Origin of the sequence: Bacillus sp. RK1064, assembly GCF_051488405.1 — a bacterium.
In the GTDB taxonomy this organism is placed as follows: domain Bacteria; phylum Bacillota; class Bacilli; order Bacillales; family Bacillaceae; genus Bacillus.
In genome coordinates this window covers 2,193,630-2,211,106 of record NZ_JBPSCZ010000001.1, presented here as the reverse complement: position 1 = coordinate 2,211,106, position 17,477 = coordinate 2,193,630, and the positions used below count along the sequence as shown (strand labels likewise).

The following is a 17,477-nucleotide window of genomic DNA, read 5'->3' as shown; positions in this document are numbered from 1 at the left end:
TGGACACAATGACACAACAAGTGATAAAACAGCCTAAAATCATACAAGCCAAGCACCACACCCTTAGTTATGAAGAAAAGACATTGGTCATGGGCATTTTAAATGTCACACCTGACTCTTTTTCAGATGGAGGAAAGTTTAATCAAGTGGATAAAGCGCTGGCTCATGCAGCACAGCTGATAGAAGACGGGGCGCATATGATTGATATTGGCGGAGAATCGACTCGCCCAGGAGCGGCACTTGTCTCAGAACAAGAGGAGCTTTCAAGAGTCATTCCCGTCATTGAAAAGATCACTAAAGAATTGGATGTACCGATTTCCATTGATACGTATAAAGCCCATGTTGCAGATGAAGCGGTGAAAGCTGGAGCTTCCATCATTAATGATGTATGGGGAGCGAAGGCAGATCCTCAAATGGCGCATGTGGCAGCGAAACACAATGTGCCGATTATTTTAATGCACAATCGACCAGAGCGAAACTACACACATCTGATTTCAGATATGATCGCAGATTTGAAAGAAAGTGTTCAAATTGCGAAACAAGCGGGTGTCCGTGATGACATGATCATATTAGATCCAGGTGTAGGTTTTGCGAAAAATAAAGAGGACAACCTGATGGTCATGAATGAGCTCGAACATTTTTGTCACCTTGGTTATCCACTGCTCTTAGCTACATCTCGAAAACGATTCATTGGAGCTGTCTTAGACCTGCCGCCTGAAGAACGTACGGAAGGAACGGGGGCTACGGTCTGCCTTGGGATTCAAAAAGGCAGTGCGATGGTTCGCGTACATGATGTAAAAGAAATCGCAAGAATGGCAAAAATGATGGATGCCATGCTGAATAAGGGAGGCGCTTATCATCGATAAAGTATATGTAAATGGAATGGAATTTTACGGCTACCACGGCGTATTTGCAGAAGAAAATAAATTAGGACAGCGATTCCGTGTGGATTTAACAGCTTCACTTGATTTAAGTAAAGCCGGACAAACTGATGACCTCAATGAGACCATTAATTATGCAGAGCTCTACCAAATCTGCAAAAGCATTGTAGAAGGTGAATCAGTCAACCTCGTTGAAACACTGACAGAAAGAATTGCGAACCAAGTGTTAAAGGACTTTCCGACAGTTCAGGAATGTACAGTAAAGGTAATCAAACCAGATCCGCCAATTCCAGGACACTATCAGTCCGTTGCAATTGAAATGACGAGATCACGCACATGAACAATACTGCATACATCGCTTTAGGATCGAACATAGGTAAAAAGGAAACCTATTTAAAAGAAGCTGTCAAAAAACTGCACGAACATCCAGAGGTTCAAGTAGAATTGATCTCCTCTATATATGAAACAACACCTGTAGGTTACGAAAACCAAGATGACTTTTTAAATATGGCTGTGAAAATTTCCACTTCGCTTCGTCCAAATGAACTACTGGCACTTACTCAGAAAATCGAGCAAGAGTTAGGCAGAACAAGAGAAGTGAGATGGGGACCGCGAACGGCTGACCTTGACATTTTACTTTATAATAGTGAAAATATTGAAACAGAACAGCTTGTAGTACCACATCCTAGAATGTACGAACGTTTATTCGTTCTTGTTCCGATGAGTGAGATTTGCCCAGAAATCGGCGAAGTACAAATAAATGCCGTAACAGACCAAGAAGGTGTAAGCATATGGAAAAAGACATGTGGGGTAGAAGAATTCGTGCATACCGAAAGCTAAAAGGGTATACTCAGGAAGGGTTCGCGAAAAGACTAGGCATCTCTGTCTCTGTCTTAGGAGAAATTGAGCGAGGCAATCGATTACCAACAAACCAATTGGTTGGTCAAATAGCAGATGCTTTAAATATAACGGTGGAAGAACTTTCGCCAATTCTTGAAGAAGGAAGGAGGGGAAATGATGTTTAAAATCGGAGATATCGACATTAAAAACAAAGTGGTGCTCGCGCCTATGGCTGGTGTGTGCAACTCTGCCTTCAGACTGACAGTTAAAGAGTTTGGAGCGGGTTTAGTCTGCGCTGAAATGGTCAGTGACAAGGCGATCCTGATCAACAATGCAAGAACAATGGGTATGCTATACATTGATGAACGGGAAAAGCCTTTGAGCCTTCAGATATTTGGAGGTGAAAAAGACACACTCGTCGAAGCGGCAAAGTTTGTAGACCAGAACACCACAGCGGACATTATTGATATTAACATGGGCTGTCCTGTACCGAAGATTACGAAATGTGATGCAGGAGCGAAATGGCTGCTTGATCCAAACAAGATTTATGAAATGGTCTCTGCTGTTGTAGATGCTGTAGATAAACCTGTTACGGTGAAAATGAGAATGGGCTGGGACGAAGATCATATCTTCGCTATCGACAATGCCCGTGCTGTTGAACGAGCAGGTGGACAAGCGGTTGCGCTTCACGGACGGACACGTGTGCAGATGTACGAAGGAACAGCGAATTGGGATATTATAAAAGAGGTCAAACAATCTGTTTCCATTCCTGTCATCGGCAATGGAGATGTCAAAACCCCTCAAGATGCAAAACGAATGCTTGATGAAACGGGTGTAGATGCTGTCATGATCGGAAGAGCCGCGCTAGGAAACCCGTGGATGATCTATCGAACGGTTCATTATTTAGAAACGGGTGAACTAAAAGAAGAGCCAAATGTACGTGAGAAGATGTCAGTGTGCAAACTTCACTTAGACAGACTCATTGACCTAAAAGGCGAACACGTGGCTGTCAGAGAAATGAGAAAGCACGCAGCATGGTACTTAAAAGGTGTCCGAGGCAATGCGGACGTAAGAAATCAAATCAATCAAAGTGAAACGAGAGCGGAGCTTGTACAAGTTCTTGATGACTTTACGATCGAAGCCGAGGCAAAAGAGCTTCAAAGTATAAAAGTAGGATAAGACTATCTTTCTTTTTGTAGCTCACTGCTAGTGCATGTACTGGCAGTTTTTCTGCTTTTCTCTGCAAAATACATTATTGGAGTGATATAAATGAGTAATGAAGGGCTTAATAACGAAGAATTAAATGACCAATTCCAGGTCAGACGTGACAAAATGAATAAAATGAGAGAAGAGGGTATCGATCCATTCGGTGAACGATATGACCGTTCTCATCAATCCGCACAAATTATCGCTGAATTTGATGAGTTTTCTAAAGAAGACTTAGAAGAAAAGTCTGCCCAAGTGACAATCGCTGGACGTATGATGACAAAGCGAGGAAAAGGGAAAGCTGGCTTTGCGCATATACAAGACTTAGAAGGACAAATTCAAATATACGTTCGTAAAGATAGTGTAGGAGAAGAAGCTTACGAGTTATTCAAAAGCTCAGACCTAGGCGATATCATCGGTGTAACAGGAATGGTATTTAAAACGAACGTAGGAGAACTTTCTATTAAAGCGACTAGCTTTGAGGTTCTCACAAAAGCACTTCGCCCGCTTCCTGATAAATATCATGGACTCAAAGATGTTGAACAACGTTATCGTCAGCGCTACCTTGACCTGATTGTAAATCCAGAAAGTAAGCAGACGTTCATCATGCGAAGCAAGATCATTCAATCCATGAGAAGATACTTAGATTCTAAAGGATACCTAGAAGTTGAAACACCAACAATGCACAGCATCCCTGGTGGTGCATCAGCACGTCCTTTCATTACTCATCACAATGCACTGGATATGCCGCTTTATATGCGTATTGCGATTGAACTGCACTTAAAACGCCTGATTGTCGGTGGTCTAGAGAAAGTATACGAGATTGGCCGTGTATTCCGTAACGAAGGTGTATCAACTCGTCATAACCCAGAATTCACTATGATCGAGCTGTACGAAGCTTACGCAGATTACAAAGACATCATGAACCTAACTGAAAACCTGATTGCTCATATTGCCGAAGAGGTACTAGGAACAACCACTATTCAATATGGAGAAGATGAAATTGATCTCAAGCCTGAATGGAAGAGACTCCATATGGTTGAAGCGGTCAAAGAAGCAACTGGTGTAGACTTCTGGCAGGAGATGTCTGTTGAAGAAGCGAAGCAGCATGCCGCTGATCACGGAATTGAAATCACGAAAAACATGACAGTAGGTCATATCATCAATGAGTTCTTCGAGCAAAAAGTAGAAGAAACATTGGTTCAGCCTACATTTATTTACGGACACCCAGTGGAGATTTCTCCATTAGCTAAGAAAAATCCTGAAGACCCTCGCTTCACTGATCGCTTTGAACTATTTATCGTACGCCGTGAGCATGCTAATGCATTCACAGAGCTTAACGATCCAATCGATCAAAGAGAACGATTCGAAGCTCAATTAAAAGAACGTGAAGAAGGGAATGACGAAGCGCATCTAATGGATGACGATTTTGTTGAAGCATTAGAATATGGTATGCCTCCAACAGGCGGTCTAGGAATCGGTATCGACCGGTTAATCATGCTATTAACAAATTCTCCATCAATCAGAGATGTACTGCTTTTCCCACAAATGAGAAACCGTTAATACATCACTCAAAGCGCCATTTTAACTATGGTGCTTTTTATTTTTCATAAAATGAAACTTTTTTTAAAAAAACTATTGCAAGGAAAGAATCAAGATGGTATATTATTATTCGTTGCCGCAAAACAGCAACGAGGTTAAAAAAGAAATTGAAAAAAGTTCTTGACTTTAACCGATACGAAATGTTAAGATATTAAAGTCGCTTACGAGCGATAACGAAAATGATCTTTGAAAACTAAACAAGACAAAACGTACCTGTTAATTCGAGTTTTTATAAAAAAATCCTATGATACATCATAGGTAGTCAGTCAAACACTGACGAAAAACAAAACTTCGGTTTTGTACTTTTTCGGAGAGTTTGATCCTGGCTCAGGACGAACGCTGGCGGCGTGCCTAATACATGCAAGTCGAGCGGACAGAAGGGAGCTTGCTCCCGGATGTTAGCGGCGGACGGGTGAGTAACACGTGGGTAACCTGCCTGTAAGACTGGGATAACTCCGGGAAACCGGAGCTAATACCGGATAGTTCCTTGAACCGCATGGTTCAAGGATGAAAGACGGTTTCGGCTGTCACTTACAGATGGACCCGCGGCGCATTAGCTAGTTGGTGGGGTAATGGCTCACCAAGGCGACGATGCGTAGCCGACCTGAGAGGGTGATCGGCCACACTGGGACTGAGACACGGCCCAGACTCCTACGGGAGGCAGCAGTAGGGAATCTTCCGCAATGGACGAAAGTCTGACGGAGCAACGCCGCGTGAGTGATGAAGGTTTTCGGATCGTAAAGCTCTGTTGTTAGGGAAGAACAAGTGCGAGAGTAACTGCTCGCACCTTGACGGTACCTAACCAGAAAGCCACGGCTAACTACGTGCCAGCAGCCGCGGTAATACGTAGGTGGCAAGCGTTGTCCGGAATTATTGGGCGTAAAGGGCTCGCAGGCGGTTTCTTAAGTCTGATGTGAAAGCCCCCGGCTCAACCGGGGAGGGTCATTGGAAACTGGGAAACTTGAGTGCAGAAGAGGAGAGTGGAATTCCACGTGTAGCGGTGAAATGCGTAGAGATGTGGAGGAACACCAGTGGCGAAGGCGACTCTCTGGTCTGTAACTGACGCTGAGGAGCGAAAGCGTGGGGAGCGAACAGGATTAGATACCCTGGTAGTCCACGCCGTAAACGATGAGTGCTAAGTGTTAGGGGGTTTCCGCCCCTTAGTGCTGCAGCTAACGCATTAAGCACTCCGCCTGGGGAGTACGGTCGCAAGACTGAAACTCAAAGGAATTGACGGGGGCCCGCACAAGCGGTGGAGCATGTGGTTTAATTCGAAGCAACGCGAAGAACCTTACCAGGTCTTGACATCCTCTGACAACCCTAGAGATAGGGCTTTCCCTTCGGGGACAGAGTGACAGGTGGTGCATGGTTGTCGTCAGCTCGTGTCGTGAGATGTTGGGTTAAGTCCCGCAACGAGCGCAACCCTTGATCTTAGTTGCCAGCATTTAGTTGGGCACTCTAAGGTGACTGCCGGTGACAAACCGGAGGAAGGTGGGGATGACGTCAAATCATCATGCCCCTTATGACCTGGGCTACACACGTGCTACAATGGACAGAACAAAGGGCTGCGAGACCGCAAGGTTTAGCCAATCCCATAAATCTGTTCTCAGTTCGGATCGCAGTCTGCAACTCGACTGCGTGAAGCTGGAATCGCTAGTAATCGCGGATCAGCATGCCGCGGTGAATACGTTCCCGGGCCTTGTACACACCGCCCGTCACACCACGAGAGTTTGCAACACCCGAAGTCGGTGAGGTAACCTTTATGGAGCCAGCCGCCGAAGGTGGGGCAGATGATTGGGGTGAAGTCGTAACAAGGTAGCCGTATCGGAAGGTGCGGCTGGATCACCTCCTTTCTAAGGATATATGGAGCAGCGTACGTTTTCGTCTTGTTTAGTTTTGAAGGATCATTCCTTCAAAACATGTCTCTAGCGAGACAGGATTGTTCTTTGAAAACTAGATAACAATAAGTAATACATTCACATTGAATGCAATGCAAAGTTCATCACACATAGTGATTCTTTCTAAAGTAAGAAATGGTTAAGTTAGAAAGGGCGCACGGTGGATGCCTTGGCACTAGGAGCCGATGAAGGACGGGACGAACACCGATATGCTTCGGGGAGCTGTAAGCAAGCTTTGATCCGGAGATTTCCGAATGGGGAAACCCACTGCTCGTAATGGAGTAGTATCCATACTTGAATACATAGAGTATGAGAAGGCATACCCGGGGAACTGAAACATCTAAGTACCCGGAGGAAGAGAAAGCAAATGCGATTCCCTGAGTAGCGGCGAGCGAAACGGGAACAGCCCAAACCAAGAGGCTTGCCTCTTGGGGTTGTAGGACACTCTATACGGAGTTACAAAGGAACGATATAAGCGAAGAGGTCTGGAAAGGCCCGCCAAAGAAGGTAACAGCCCTGTAACTGAAATGTCGTTCTCTCCAGAGTGGATCCTGAGTACGGCGGAACACGTGAAATTCCGTCGGAATCCGGGAGGACCATCTCCCAAGGCTAAATACTCCCTAGTGACCGATAGTGAACCAGTACCGTGAGGGAAAGGTGAAAAGCACCCCGGAAGGGGAGTGAAATAGATCCTGAAACCGTGTGCCTACAAGTAGTCAGAGCCCGTTAATGGGTGATGGCGTGCCTTTTGTAGAATGAACCGGCGAGTTACGATCCCGTGCAAGGTTAAGCAGAAGATGCGGAGCCGCAGCGAAAGCGAGTCTGAATAGGGCGCATGAGTACGTGGTCGTAGACCCGAAACCAGGTGATCTACCCATGTCCAGGGTGAAGTTCAGGTAACACTGAATGGAGGCCCGAACCCACGCACGTTGAAAAGTGCGGGGATGAGGTGTGGGTAGGGGTGAAATGCCAATCGAACCTGGAGATAGCTGGTTCTCTCCGAAATAGCTTTAGGGCTAGCCTCAAGGTAAGAGTCTCGGAGGTAGAGCACTGATTGGACTAGGGGCCCCTACCGGGTTACCGAATTCAGTCAAACTCCGAATGCCGATGACTTATCCTTGGGAGTCAGACTGCGAGTGATAAGATCCGTAGTCGAAAGGGAAACAGCCCAGACCGCCAGCTAAGGTCCCAAAGTATACGTTAAGTGGAAAAGGATGTGGAGTTGCTTAGACAACCAGGATGTTGGCTTAGAAGCAGCCACCATTTAAAGAGTGCGTAATAGCTCACTGGTCGAGTGACTCTGCGCCGAAAATGTACCGGGGCTAAACGTATCACCGAAGCTGCGGACTGTTCTTACGAACAGTGGTAGGAGAGCGTTCTAAGTGCTGTGAAGCCAGACCGGAAGGACTGGTGGAGCGCTTAGAAGTGAGAATGCCGGTATGAGTAGCGAAAGACGGGTGAGAATCCCGTCCACCGAATGCCTAAGGTTTCCTGAGGAAGGCTCGTCCGCTCAGGGTTAGTCGGGACCTAAGCCGAGGCCGAAAGGCGTAGGCGATGGACAACAGGTTGATATTCCTGTACCACCTCCTCACCATTTGAGCAATGGGGGGACGCAGGAGGATAGGGTAAGCGCGGTATTGGATATCCGCGTCCAAGCAGTTAGGCTGGGAAATAGGCAAATCCGTTTCCCGTAAAGGCTGAGCTGTGATGGCGAGCGAAATTTAGTAGCGAAGTTCCTGATTCCACACTGCCAAGAAAAGCCTCTAGCGAGGTGAGAGGTGCCCGTACCGCAAACCGACACAGGTAGGCGAGGAGAGAATCCTAAGGTGATCGAGAGAACTCTCGTTAAGGAACTCGGCAAAATGACCCCGTAACTTCGGGAGAAGGGGTGCTTCTTAGGGTGTTAAAGCCCCGAGAAGCCGCAGTGAATAGGCCCAGGCGACTGTTTAGCAAAAACACAGGTCTCTGCGAAGCCGTAAGGCGAAGTATAGGGGCTGACGCCTGCCCGGTGCTGGAAGGTTAAGAGGAGCGCTTAGCGTAAGCGAAGGTGCGAATTGAAGCCCCAGTAAACGGCGGCCGTAACTATAACGGTCCTAAGGTAGCGAAATTCCTTGTCGGGTAAGTTCCGACCCGCACGAAAGGCGCAACGATCTGGGCACTGTCTCAACGAGAGACTCGGTGAAATTATAGTACCTGTGAAGATGCAGGTTACCCGCGACAGGACGGAAAGACCCCGTGGAGCTTTACTGCAGCCTGATATTGAATGTTGGTACAGCTTGTACAGGATAGGTAGGAGCCTTGGAAACCGGAGCGCTAGCTTCGGTGGAGGCATCGGTGGGATACTACCCTGGCTGTATTGACCTTCTAACCCGCTGCCCTTATCGGGCAGGGAGACAGTGTCAGGTGGGCAGTTTGACTGGGGCGGTCGCCTCCTAAAATGTAACGGAGGCGCCCAAAGGTTCCCTCAGAATGGTTGGAAATCATTCGCAGAGTGTAAAGGCACAAGGGAGCTTGACTGCGAGACCTACAAGTCGAGCAGGGACGAAAGTCGGGCTTAGTGATCCGGTGGTTCCGCATGGAAGGGCCATCGCTCAACGGATAAAAGCTACCCCGGGGATAACAGGCTTATCTCCCCCAAGAGTCCACATCGACGGGGAGGTTTGGCACCTCGATGTCGGCTCATCGCATCCTGGGGCTGTAGTCGGTCCCAAGGGTTGGGCTGTTCGCCCATTAAAGCGGTACGCGAGCTGGGTTCAGAACGTCGTGAGACAGTTCGGTCCCTATCCGTCGCGGGCGCAGGAAATTTGAGAGGAGCTGTCCTTAGTACGAGAGGACCGGGATGGACGCACCGCTGGTGTACCAGTTGTTCTGCCAAGGGCATCGCTGGGTAGCTATGTGCGGACGGGATAAGTGCTGAAAGCATCTAAGCATGAAGCCCCCCTCAAGATGAGATTTCCCATTCCGCAAGGAAGTAAGATCCCTGAAAGATGATCAGGTTGATAGGTCTGAGGTGGAAGCGTGGTGACACGTGGAGCTGACAGATACTAATAGATCGAGGACTTAACCTATATTCTAATGTGAAGCATGAACATTGTTATCTAGTTTTGAGAGAACATTCTCTCCATCAGGTTTGGTGGCGATAGCGAAGAGGTCACACCCGTTCCCATACCGAACACGGAAGTTAAGCTCTTCAGCGCCGATGGTAGTTGGGGGTCTCCCCCTGTGAGAGTAGGACGCCGCCAAGCTCTTCTAAGGATCAGTTCCATACGGAACTGGTCTTTTTTGTGTTTTTGAAAAAATTACTTCTATTAAATCACTTTGTAAAGTGAGAAGTGATGATTTAGTAAATGCCTTATCGATAAGTTGATCTTTCTGTCCGTCTCACTTTCATGTATTTTCATTGAACAACGCAGCTGTTGTTGTGGGTCGGCCGTTCAATTCGTTTAGGATGAAGATCAAAAGCATAGAAAGCAGCTAATAAGAATTTTCTTTGGCAGCCAGATACAGATGACTATTTAGAGACACACTAGATGACTGAGTATCGCAACACTTACAGTTGAATTTTTCGCTCGCTCTAAGTAAGAATAAGAAAGAATCAACACTAACTTGATACCCTAGTAACATTTTGATATTGAAGATAGTAAAGAAACAGCATCATTTAAGGATATTTTTACATAATGATTTCTCAGAAAAATAAAATAATAAAAGAATTCCTTCTCTAAATGATTTGTATGAGAAGATATATTGAATAAAATAAGCATGTAAAAAGCTTGAAAAGGGTAATTTCACATCAATAAAGCTTTATTAGAGCCCTTTTTAACAAAAAAAACATAAAAAGATGAAAAAAAGACTTTTAAAATGATGAGACAAGTGGTAGAATTCTTTAGGTGCCTTAACGAAAAGATGAAAAAACAACGTTAAAATAAATTCAAAAATTATTTTAAAAAAGTCTTTACAAACAATATCTTATCGTTATATAATACTATTTGTCGGATCGAGAGACATTCGAAATGACAACACAATATGGAGGATTAGCTCAGCTGGGAGAGCATCTGCCTTACAAGCAGAGGGTCGGCGGTTCGAGCCCGTCATCCTCCACCATATTTATTCTTACATAATGTTAGAATAGATAAAGCCGGTGTAGCTCAACTGGTAGAGCAACTGACTTGTAATCAGTAGGTTGGGGGTTCAAGTCCTCTTGCCGGCACCACTTTCATATGGTAAGATAGACAAGTCGCTTTTAAAGAGAGCCATTAGCTCAGTTGGTAGAGCATCTGACTTTTAATCAGAGGGTCGAAGGTTCGAGTCCTTCATGGCTCACCATGTTTCATGCGGGTGTGGCGGAATTGGCAGACGCGCTAGACTTAGGATCTAGTGTCTTTATGACGTGGGGGTTCAAGTCCCTTCACCCGCATTGCCAAATAAAATAAAGAAATCCTGTAATGCGGAAGTAGTTCAGTGGTAGAACACCACCTTGCCAAGGTGGGGGTCGCGGGTTCGAATCCCGTCTTCCGCTTATACCATCCACGCCGGGGTGGTGGAATTGGCAGACACACAGGACTTAAAATCCTGCGGTAGGTGACTACCGTGCCGGTTCAAGTCCGGCCCTCGGCATTATAAAAATAAGCGCCCGTAGCTCAATTGGATAGAGCGTTTGACTACGGATCAAAAGGTTAGGGGTTCGACTCCTCTCGGGCGCGCCATTAAGATCGGGAAGTAGCTCAGCTTGGTAGAGCACTTGGTTTGGGACCAAGGGGTCGCAGGTTCGAATCCTGTCTTCCCGACCATCTTTTATGGGGCCTTAGCTCAGCTGGGAGAGCGCCTGCCTTGCACGCAGGAGGTCAGCGGTTCGATCCCGCTAGGCTCCACCAATATGATCTTTGAAAACTAAACAAGACAAAACGTACCTGTTAATTCGAGTTTTTATAAAAAAATCCTATGAAACATCATAGGTAGTCAGTCAAACTGGCGAAAAACAAAACTTCGGTTTTGTACTTTTTCGGAGAGTTTGATCCTGGCTCAGGACGAACGCTGGCGGCGTGCCTAATACATGCAAGTCGAGCGGACAGAAGGGAGCTTGCTCCCGGATGTTAGCGGCGGACGGGTGAGTAACACGTGGGTAACCTGCCTGTAAGACTGGGATAACTCCGGGAAACCGGAGCTAATACCGGATAGTTCCTTGAACCGCATGGTTCAAGGATGAAAGACGGTTTCGGCTGTCACTTACAGATGGACCCGCGGCGCATTAGCTAGTTGGTGGGGTAATGGCTCACCAAGGCGACGATGCGTAGCCGACCTGAGAGGGTGATCGGCCACACTGGGACTGAGACACGGCCCAGACTCCTACGGGAGGCAGCAGTAGGGAATCTTCCGCAATGGACGAAAGTCTGACGGAGCAACGCCGCGTGAGTGATGAAGGTTTTCGGATCGTAAAGCTCTGTTGTTAGGGAAGAACAAGTGCGAGAGTAACTGCTCGCACCTTGACGGTACCTAACCAGAAAGCCACGGCTAACTACGTGCCAGCAGCCGCGGTAATACGTAGGTGGCAAGCGTTGTCCGGAATTATTGGGCGTAAAGGGCTCGCAGGCGGTTTCTTAAGTCTGATGTGAAAGCCCCCGGCTCAACCGGGGAGGGTCATTGGAAACTGGGAAACTTGAGTGCAGAAGAGGAGAGTGGAATTCCACGTGTAGCGGTGAAATGCGTAGAGATGTGGAGGAACACCAGTGGCGAAGGCGACTCTCTGGTCTGTAACTGACGCTGAGGAGCGAAAGCGTGGGGAGCGAACAGGATTAGATACCCTGGTAGTCCACGCCGTAAACGATGAGTGCTAAGTGTTAGGGGGTTTCCGCCCCTTAGTGCTGCAGCTAACGCATTAAGCACTCCGCCTGGGGAGTACGGTCGCAAGACTGAAACTCAAAGGAATTGACGGGGGCCCGCACAAGCGGTGGAGCATGTGGTTTAATTCGAAGCAACGCGAAGAACCTTACCAGGTCTTGACATCCTCTGACAACCCTAGAGATAGGGCTTTCCCTTCGGGGACAGAGTGACAGGTGGTGCATGGTTGTCGTCAGCTCGTGTCGTGAGATGTTGGGTTAAGTCCCGCAACGAGCGCAACCCTTGATCTTAGTTGCCAGCATTTAGTTGGGCACTCTAAGGTGACTGCCGGTGACAAACCGGAGGAAGGTGGGGATGACGTCAAATCATCATGCCCCTTATGACCTGGGCTACACACGTGCTACAATGGACAGAACAAAGGGCTGCGAGACCGCAAGGTTTAGCCAATCCCATAAATCTGTTCTCAGTTCGGATCGCAGTCTGCAACTCGACTGCGTGAAGCTGGAATCGCTAGTAATCGCGGATCAGCATGCCGCGGTGAATACGTTCCCGGGCCTTGTACACACCGCCCGTCACACCACGAGAGTTTGCAACACCCGAAGTCGGTGAGGTAACCTTTATGGAGCCAGCCGCCGAAGGTGGGGCAGATGATTGGGGTGAAGTCGTAACAAGGTAGCCGTATCGGAAGGTGCGGCTGGATCACCTCCTTTCTAAGGATATATGGAGCAGCGTACGTTTTCGTCTTGTTTAGTTTTGAAGGATCATTCCTTCAAAACATGTCTCTAGCGAGACAGGATTGTTCTTTGAAAACTAGATAACAATAAGTAATACATTCACATTGAATGCAATGCAAAGTTCATCACACATAGTGATTCTTTCTAAAGTAAGAAATGGTTAAGTTAGAAAGGGCGCACGGTGGATGCCTTGGCACTAGGAGCCGATGAAGGACGGGACGAACACCGATATGCTTCGGGGAGCTGTAAGCAAGCTTTGATCCGGAGATTTCCGAATGGGGAAACCCACTGCTCGTAATGGAGTAGTATCCATACTTGAATACATAGAGTATGAGAAGGCATACCCGGGGAACTGAAACATCTAAGTACCCGGAGGAAGAGAAAGCAAATGCGATTCCCTGAGTAGCGGCGAGCGAAACGGGAACAGCCCAAACCAAGAGGCTTGTCTCTTGGGGTTGTAGGACACTCTATACGGAGTTACAAAGGAACGATATAAGCGAAGAGGTCTGGAAAGGCCCGCCAAAGAAGGTAACAGCCCTGTAACTGAAATGTCGTTCTCTCCAGAGTGGATCCTGAGTACGGCGGAACACGTGAAATTCCGTCGGAATCCGGGAGGACCATCTCCCAAGGCTAAATACTCCCTAGTGACCGATAGTGAACCAGTACCGTGAGGGAAAGGTGAAAAGCACCCCGGAAGGGGAGTGAAATAGATCCTGAAACCGTGTGCCTACAAGTAGTCAGAGCCCGTTAATGGGTGATGGCGTGCCTTTTGTAGAATGAACCGGCGAGTTACGATCCCGTGCAAGGTTAAGCAGAAGATGCGGAGCCGCAGCGAAAGCGAGTCTGAATAGGGCGCATGAGTACGTGGTCGTAGACCCGAAACCAGGTGATCTACCCATGTCCAGGGTGAAGTTCAGGTAACACTGAATGGAGGCCCGAACCCACGCACGTTGAAAAGTGCGGGGATGAGGTGTGGGTAGGGGTGAAATGCCAATCGAACCTGGAGATAGCTGGTTCTCTCCGAAATAGCTTTAGGGCTAGCCTCAAGGTAAGAGTCTCGGAGGTAGAGCACTGATTGGACTAGGGGCCCCTACCGGGTTACCGAATTCAGTCAAACTCCGAATGCCGATGACTTATCCTTGGGAGTCAGACTGCGAGTGATAAGATCCGTAGTCGAAAGGGAAACAGCCCAGACCGCCAGCTAAGGTCCCAAAGTATACGTTAAGTGGAAAAGGATGTGGAGTTGCTTAGACAACCAGGATGTTGGCTTAGAAGCAGCCACCATTTAAAGAGTGCGTAATAGCTCACTGGTCGAGTGACTCTGCGCCGAAAATGTACCGGGGCTAAACGTATCACCGAAGCTGCGGACTGTTCTTACGAACAGTGGTAGGAGAGCGTTCTAAGTGCTGTGAAGCCAGACCGGAAGGACTGGTGGAGCGCTTAGAAGTGAGAATGCCGGTATGAGTAGCGAAAGACGGGTGAGAATCCCGTCCACCGAATGCCTAAGGTTTCCTGAGGAAGGCTCGTCCGCTCAGGGTTAGTCGGGACCTAAGCCGAGGCCGAAAGGCGTAGGCGATGGACAACAGGTTGATATTCCTGTACCACCTCCTCACCATTTGAGCAATGGGGGGACGCAGGAGGATAGGGTAAGCGCGGTATTGGATATCCGCGTCCAAGCAGTTAGGCTGGGAAATAGGCAAATCCGTTTCCCGTAAAGGCTGAGCTGTGATGGCGAGCGAAATTTAGTAGCGAAGTTCCTGATTCCACACTGCCAAGAAAAGCCTCTAGCGAGGTGAGAGGTGCCCGTACCGCAAACCGACACAGGTAGGCGAGGAGAGAATCCTAAGGTGATCGAGAGAACTCTCGTTAAGGAACTCGGCAAAATGACCCCGTAACTTCGGGAGAAGGGGTGCTTCTTAGGGTGTTAAAGCCCCGAGAAGCCGCAGTGAATAGGCCCAGGCGACTGTTTAGCAAAAACACAGGTCTCTGCGAAGCCGTAAGGCGAAGTATAGGGGCTGACGCCTGCCCGGTGCTGGAAGGTTAAGAGGAGCGCTTAGCGTAAGCGAAGGTGCGAATTGAAGCCCCAGTAAACGGCGGCCGTAACTATAACGGTCCTAAGGTAGCGAAATTCCTTGTCGGGTAAGTTCCGACCCGCACGAAAGGCGCAACGATCTGGGCACTGTCTCAACGAGAGACTCGGTGAAATTATAGTACCTGTGAAGATGCAGGTTACCCGCGACAGGACGGAAAGACCCCGTGGAGCTTTACTGCAGCCTGATATTGAATGTTGGTACAGCTTGTACAGGATAGGTAGGAGCCTTGGAAACCGGAGCGCTAGCTTCGGTGGAGGCATCGGTGGGATACTACCCTGGCTGTATTGACCTTCTAACCCGCTGCCCTTATCGGGCAGGGAGACAGTGTCAGGTGGGCAGTTTGACTGGGGCGGTCGCCTCCTAAAATGTAACGGAGGCGCCCAAAGGTTCCCTCAGAATGGTTGGAAATCATTCGCAGAGTGTAAAGGCACAAGGGAGCTTGACTGCGAGACCTACAAGTCGAGCAGGGACGAAAGTCGGGCTTAGTGATCCGGTGGTTCCGCATGGAAGGGCCATCGCTCAACGGATAAAAGCTACCCCGGGGATAACAGGCTTATCTCCCCCAAGAGTCCACATCGACGGGGAGGTTTGGCACCTCGATGTCGGCTCATCGCATCCTGGGGCTGTAGTCGGTCCCAAGGGTTGGGCTGTTCGCCCATTAAAGCGGTACGCGAGCTGGGTTCAGAACGTCGTGAGACAGTTCGGTCCCTATCCGTCGCGGGCGCAGGAAATTTGAGAGGAGCTGTCCTTAGTACGAGAGGACCGGGATGGACGCACCGCTGGTGTACCAGTTGTTCTGCCAAGGGCATCGCTGGGTAGCTATGTGCGGACGGGATAAGTGCTGAAAGCATCTAAGCATGAAGCCCCCCTCAAGATGAGATTTCCCATTCCGCAAGGAAGTAAGATCCCTGAAAGATGATCAGGTTGATAGGTCTGAGGTGGAAGCGTGGTGACACGTGGAGCTGACAGATACTAATAGATCGAGGACTTAACCTATATTCTAATGTGAAGCATGAACATTGTTATCTAGTTTTGAGAGAACATTCTCTCCATCAGGTTTGGTGGCGATAGCGAAGAGGTCACACCCGTTCCCATACCGAACACGGAAGTTAAGCTCTTCAGCGCCGATGGTAGTTGGGGGTCTCCCCCTGTGAGAGTAGGACGCCGCCAAGCTCTTCTAAGGATCAGTTCCATACGGAACTGGTCTTTTTTGTGTTTTTGAGAGGTTTGACACCATATAAATGTGGAAATAATATTCTTAGTTGAGCGATTATCTTGAAAAATCGATCGAAAAAATTTATAGTAAGGTTAAAGTCAAATATAGTCAAAGTCAATGGAGGAGGAGGCGGAGTGGCACAAAATATTTCTGATATCATCGAGCAGTATTTGAAGGAAGTCTTGGATCAGAATGGTCGAGAAATATTAGAAATTAAGCGCAATGAAATTGCAGATAAGTTTCAATGCGTACCTTCACAAATTAACTATGTTATCAATACACGCTTTACGAGCGAGAGAGGCTATATCGTTGAAAGTAAGCGTGGCGGCGGTGGCTATATCCGCATCATTAAAGTCAAAATGAATGATGAAGTCGACTTATTGAACAACATTATTTCCCAAATATATCATCGTTTATCACAGGCTGCCTCTGATCATATCATCATGCGTCTTGTAGAAAATAATATTTTATCTGAAAGAGAAGCAAAGATGATGATCAGTGTCATGGACCGTTCTGTTTTGCACATTGATTTACCTGAACGAGATGAATTGAGAGCTCGGATGATGAAAGCGATGTTAAATGCTTTGAAATTAAAGTAAAGCGGGTGAAAAGATTGATTTGTCAAGAATGCAATGAGAGACCAGCCACTTTTCACTTTACGAAAGTTATAAATGGAGAAAAACAAGAAATGCACATATGTGAACAATGTGCAAAAGAAAACAGTGATTCATATGCTATGAGTGGAAACCAAGGTTTCTCGATTCACAACTTATTATCAGGTTTATTGAATATTGATCCTAGCTTTACCACAAGTGCTAATAAGGGATCTTCTATTTTTCAAGAAGCGAGAGAAGTGGATCAATGTCCTAAGTGTGGCTTAACCTTTCAACAATTCAGAAAAACAGGCCGTTTTGGCTGTGCAGAATGCTATCGTTCATTTGATCAGTATCTGAACCCTGTTTTACGGAAAGTCCATAGTGGAAATACAGTCCATAATGGAAAAGTGCCTAAACGGATTGCCGGCAGTCTTCATGTCCGCCGGAAACTTGAGTTGATGCAGCAAGAGCTGAAGCAGTTAATTGAACAAGAAGAGTTCGAAAAAGCAGCGGAAGTTCGAGATCAAATTCGTGCACTAGAGCATGAGCAATCTCAGCAGAGGGAGGGAGATTAAC

Annotated in this window: 8 protein-coding genes, 9 tRNA genes and 6 rRNA genes; all 23 read left to right on the top strand. The window is 47.5% G+C overall.

Annotated elements, in window-relative coordinates:
* Window positions 1–8: 8 nt before the first annotated feature.
* The 23 genes from folP (at window position 9) to ACSSTM_RS11220 (ending at window position 17,476) form a co-directional block, all read left to right on the top strand.
* Entirely contained in the window at window positions 9–866 is an 858-nt protein-coding gene (gene folP / locus ACSSTM_RS11330) for a dihydropteroate synthase (protein ID WP_034665762.1), read from the top strand.
* Window positions 859–1,221, top strand: coding sequence for a dihydroneopterin aldolase (gene folB, locus ACSSTM_RS11325; RefSeq protein ID WP_034665765.1), 363 nt, complete (start codon window positions 859–861; stop codon window positions 1,219–1,221). Before folP ends, folB begins: the two co-directional genes overlap by 8 nt.
* Window positions 1,218–1,721 (top strand): 2-amino-4-hydroxy-6-hydroxymethyldihydropteridine diphosphokinase, encoded by a 504-nt coding sequence (folK, locus tag ACSSTM_RS11320; RefSeq protein WP_437404176.1) that lies wholly within the window; start codon window positions 1,218–1,220, stop codon window positions 1,719–1,721. Before folB ends, folK begins: the two co-directional genes overlap by 4 nt.
* The gene (locus ACSSTM_RS11315; RefSeq protein ID WP_034665770.1) at window positions 1,673–1,906 is read left to right on the top strand and encodes a helix-turn-helix domain-containing protein; all 234 of its coding nucleotides are present in this window, start codon (window positions 1,673–1,675) and stop codon (window positions 1,904–1,906) included. Before folK ends, ACSSTM_RS11315 begins: the two co-directional genes overlap by 49 nt.
* Complete coding sequence (gene dusB, locus ACSSTM_RS11310) at window positions 1,899–2,900, top strand: tRNA dihydrouridine synthase DusB (protein ID WP_034665771.1); 1,002 nt, start codon at window positions 1,899–1,901, stop codon at window positions 2,898–2,900. Before ACSSTM_RS11315 ends, dusB begins: the two co-directional genes overlap by 8 nt.
* Window positions 2,901–2,990: 90 nt before the next feature.
* Window positions 2,991–4,490, top strand: a complete 1,500-nt coding sequence (gene lysS, locus ACSSTM_RS11305) for a lysine--tRNA ligase (RefSeq protein ID WP_034665772.1) — start codon at window positions 2,991–2,993, stop codon at window positions 4,488–4,490.
* 343 nt (window positions 4,491–4,833) lie between these two features.
* Window positions 4,834–6,382, top strand: a 16S ribosomal RNA gene (locus ACSSTM_RS11300).
* A 182-nt stretch (window positions 6,383–6,564) separates the two neighbouring features.
* A 23S ribosomal RNA gene (locus tag ACSSTM_RS11295) occupies window positions 6,565–9,495 on the top strand.
* A gap of 61 nt (window positions 9,496–9,556) precedes the next feature.
* A 5S ribosomal RNA gene (gene rrf, locus ACSSTM_RS11290) occupies window positions 9,557–9,672 on the top strand.
* Between the two features lie 780 nt (window positions 9,673–10,452).
* Window positions 10,453–10,528, top strand: a tRNA-Val gene (locus ACSSTM_RS11285).
* A 33-nt stretch (window positions 10,529–10,561) separates the two neighbouring features.
* Window positions 10,562–10,637: transfer RNA gene (locus tag ACSSTM_RS11280), tRNA-Thr, on the top strand.
* A 37-nt stretch (window positions 10,638–10,674) separates the two neighbouring features.
* Window positions 10,675–10,750: transfer RNA gene (locus ACSSTM_RS11275), tRNA-Lys, on the top strand.
* 8 nt (window positions 10,751–10,758) lie between these two features.
* Window positions 10,759–10,841: transfer RNA gene (locus ACSSTM_RS11270), tRNA-Leu, on the top strand.
* Window positions 10,842–10,871: 30 nt separating this feature from the next.
* Window positions 10,872–10,943: transfer RNA gene (locus tag ACSSTM_RS11265), tRNA-Gly, on the top strand.
* A 12-nt stretch (window positions 10,944–10,955) separates the two neighbouring features.
* Window positions 10,956–11,041, top strand: a tRNA-Leu gene (locus ACSSTM_RS11260).
* A gap of 12 nt (window positions 11,042–11,053) precedes the next feature.
* Window positions 11,054–11,130, top strand: a tRNA-Arg gene (locus ACSSTM_RS11255).
* Window positions 11,131–11,137: 7 nt separating this feature from the next.
* A tRNA-Pro gene (locus tag ACSSTM_RS11250) sits at window positions 11,138–11,214 on the top strand.
* An 8-nt stretch (window positions 11,215–11,222) separates the two neighbouring features.
* Window positions 11,223–11,298 (top strand) — tRNA-Ala (locus tag ACSSTM_RS11245).
* A gap of 125 nt (window positions 11,299–11,423) precedes the next feature.
* Window positions 11,424–12,972 (top strand): 16S ribosomal RNA (locus ACSSTM_RS11240).
* Between the two features lie 182 nt (window positions 12,973–13,154).
* Window positions 13,155–16,085, top strand: a 23S ribosomal RNA gene (locus tag ACSSTM_RS11235).
* Window positions 16,086–16,146: 61 nt separating this feature from the next.
* Window positions 16,147–16,262, top strand: a 5S ribosomal RNA gene (gene rrf / locus ACSSTM_RS11230).
* Together the 16S, 23S and 5S rRNA genes with 9 tRNA genes alongside form the textbook arrangement of a ribosomal RNA operon.
* Window positions 16,263–16,439: 177 nt before the next feature.
* Window positions 16,440–16,904 carry a CtsR family transcriptional regulator gene (locus ACSSTM_RS11225; protein WP_003217184.1) on the top strand — a complete coding sequence of 155 codons (465 nt, stop codon included), beginning with the start codon at window positions 16,440–16,442 and terminating at the stop codon, window positions 16,902–16,904.
* 14 nt (window positions 16,905–16,918) lie between these two features.
* The gene (locus ACSSTM_RS11220) at window positions 16,919–17,476 is read left to right on the top strand and encodes a UvrB/UvrC motif-containing protein (RefSeq protein WP_034665655.1); all 558 of its coding nucleotides are present in this window, start codon (window positions 16,919–16,921) and stop codon (window positions 17,474–17,476) included.
* Window position 17,477: the final 1 nt, after the last annotated feature.

Bases quoted from the DNA above. Each gene is read 5' to 3' on its own strand.
- dusB (WP_034665771.1), top strand. From the start codon at position 1,899: ATGTTTAAAATCGGAGATATCGACATTAAAAACAAAGTGGTGCTCGCG.
- ACSSTM_RS11315 (WP_034665770.1), top strand. From the start codon at position 1,673: ATGGAAAAAGACATGTGGGGTAGAAGAATTCGTGCATACCGAAAGCTA.
- lysS (WP_034665772.1), top strand. From the start codon at position 2,991: ATGAGTAATGAAGGGCTTAATAACGAAGAATTAAATGACCAATTCCAG.
- folK (WP_437404176.1), top strand. From the start codon at position 1,218: ATGAACAATACTGCATACATCGCTTTAGGATCGAACATAGGTAAAAAG.
- folP (WP_034665762.1), top strand. From the start codon at position 9: ATGACACAACAAGTGATAAAACAGCCTAAAATCATACAAGCCAAGCAC.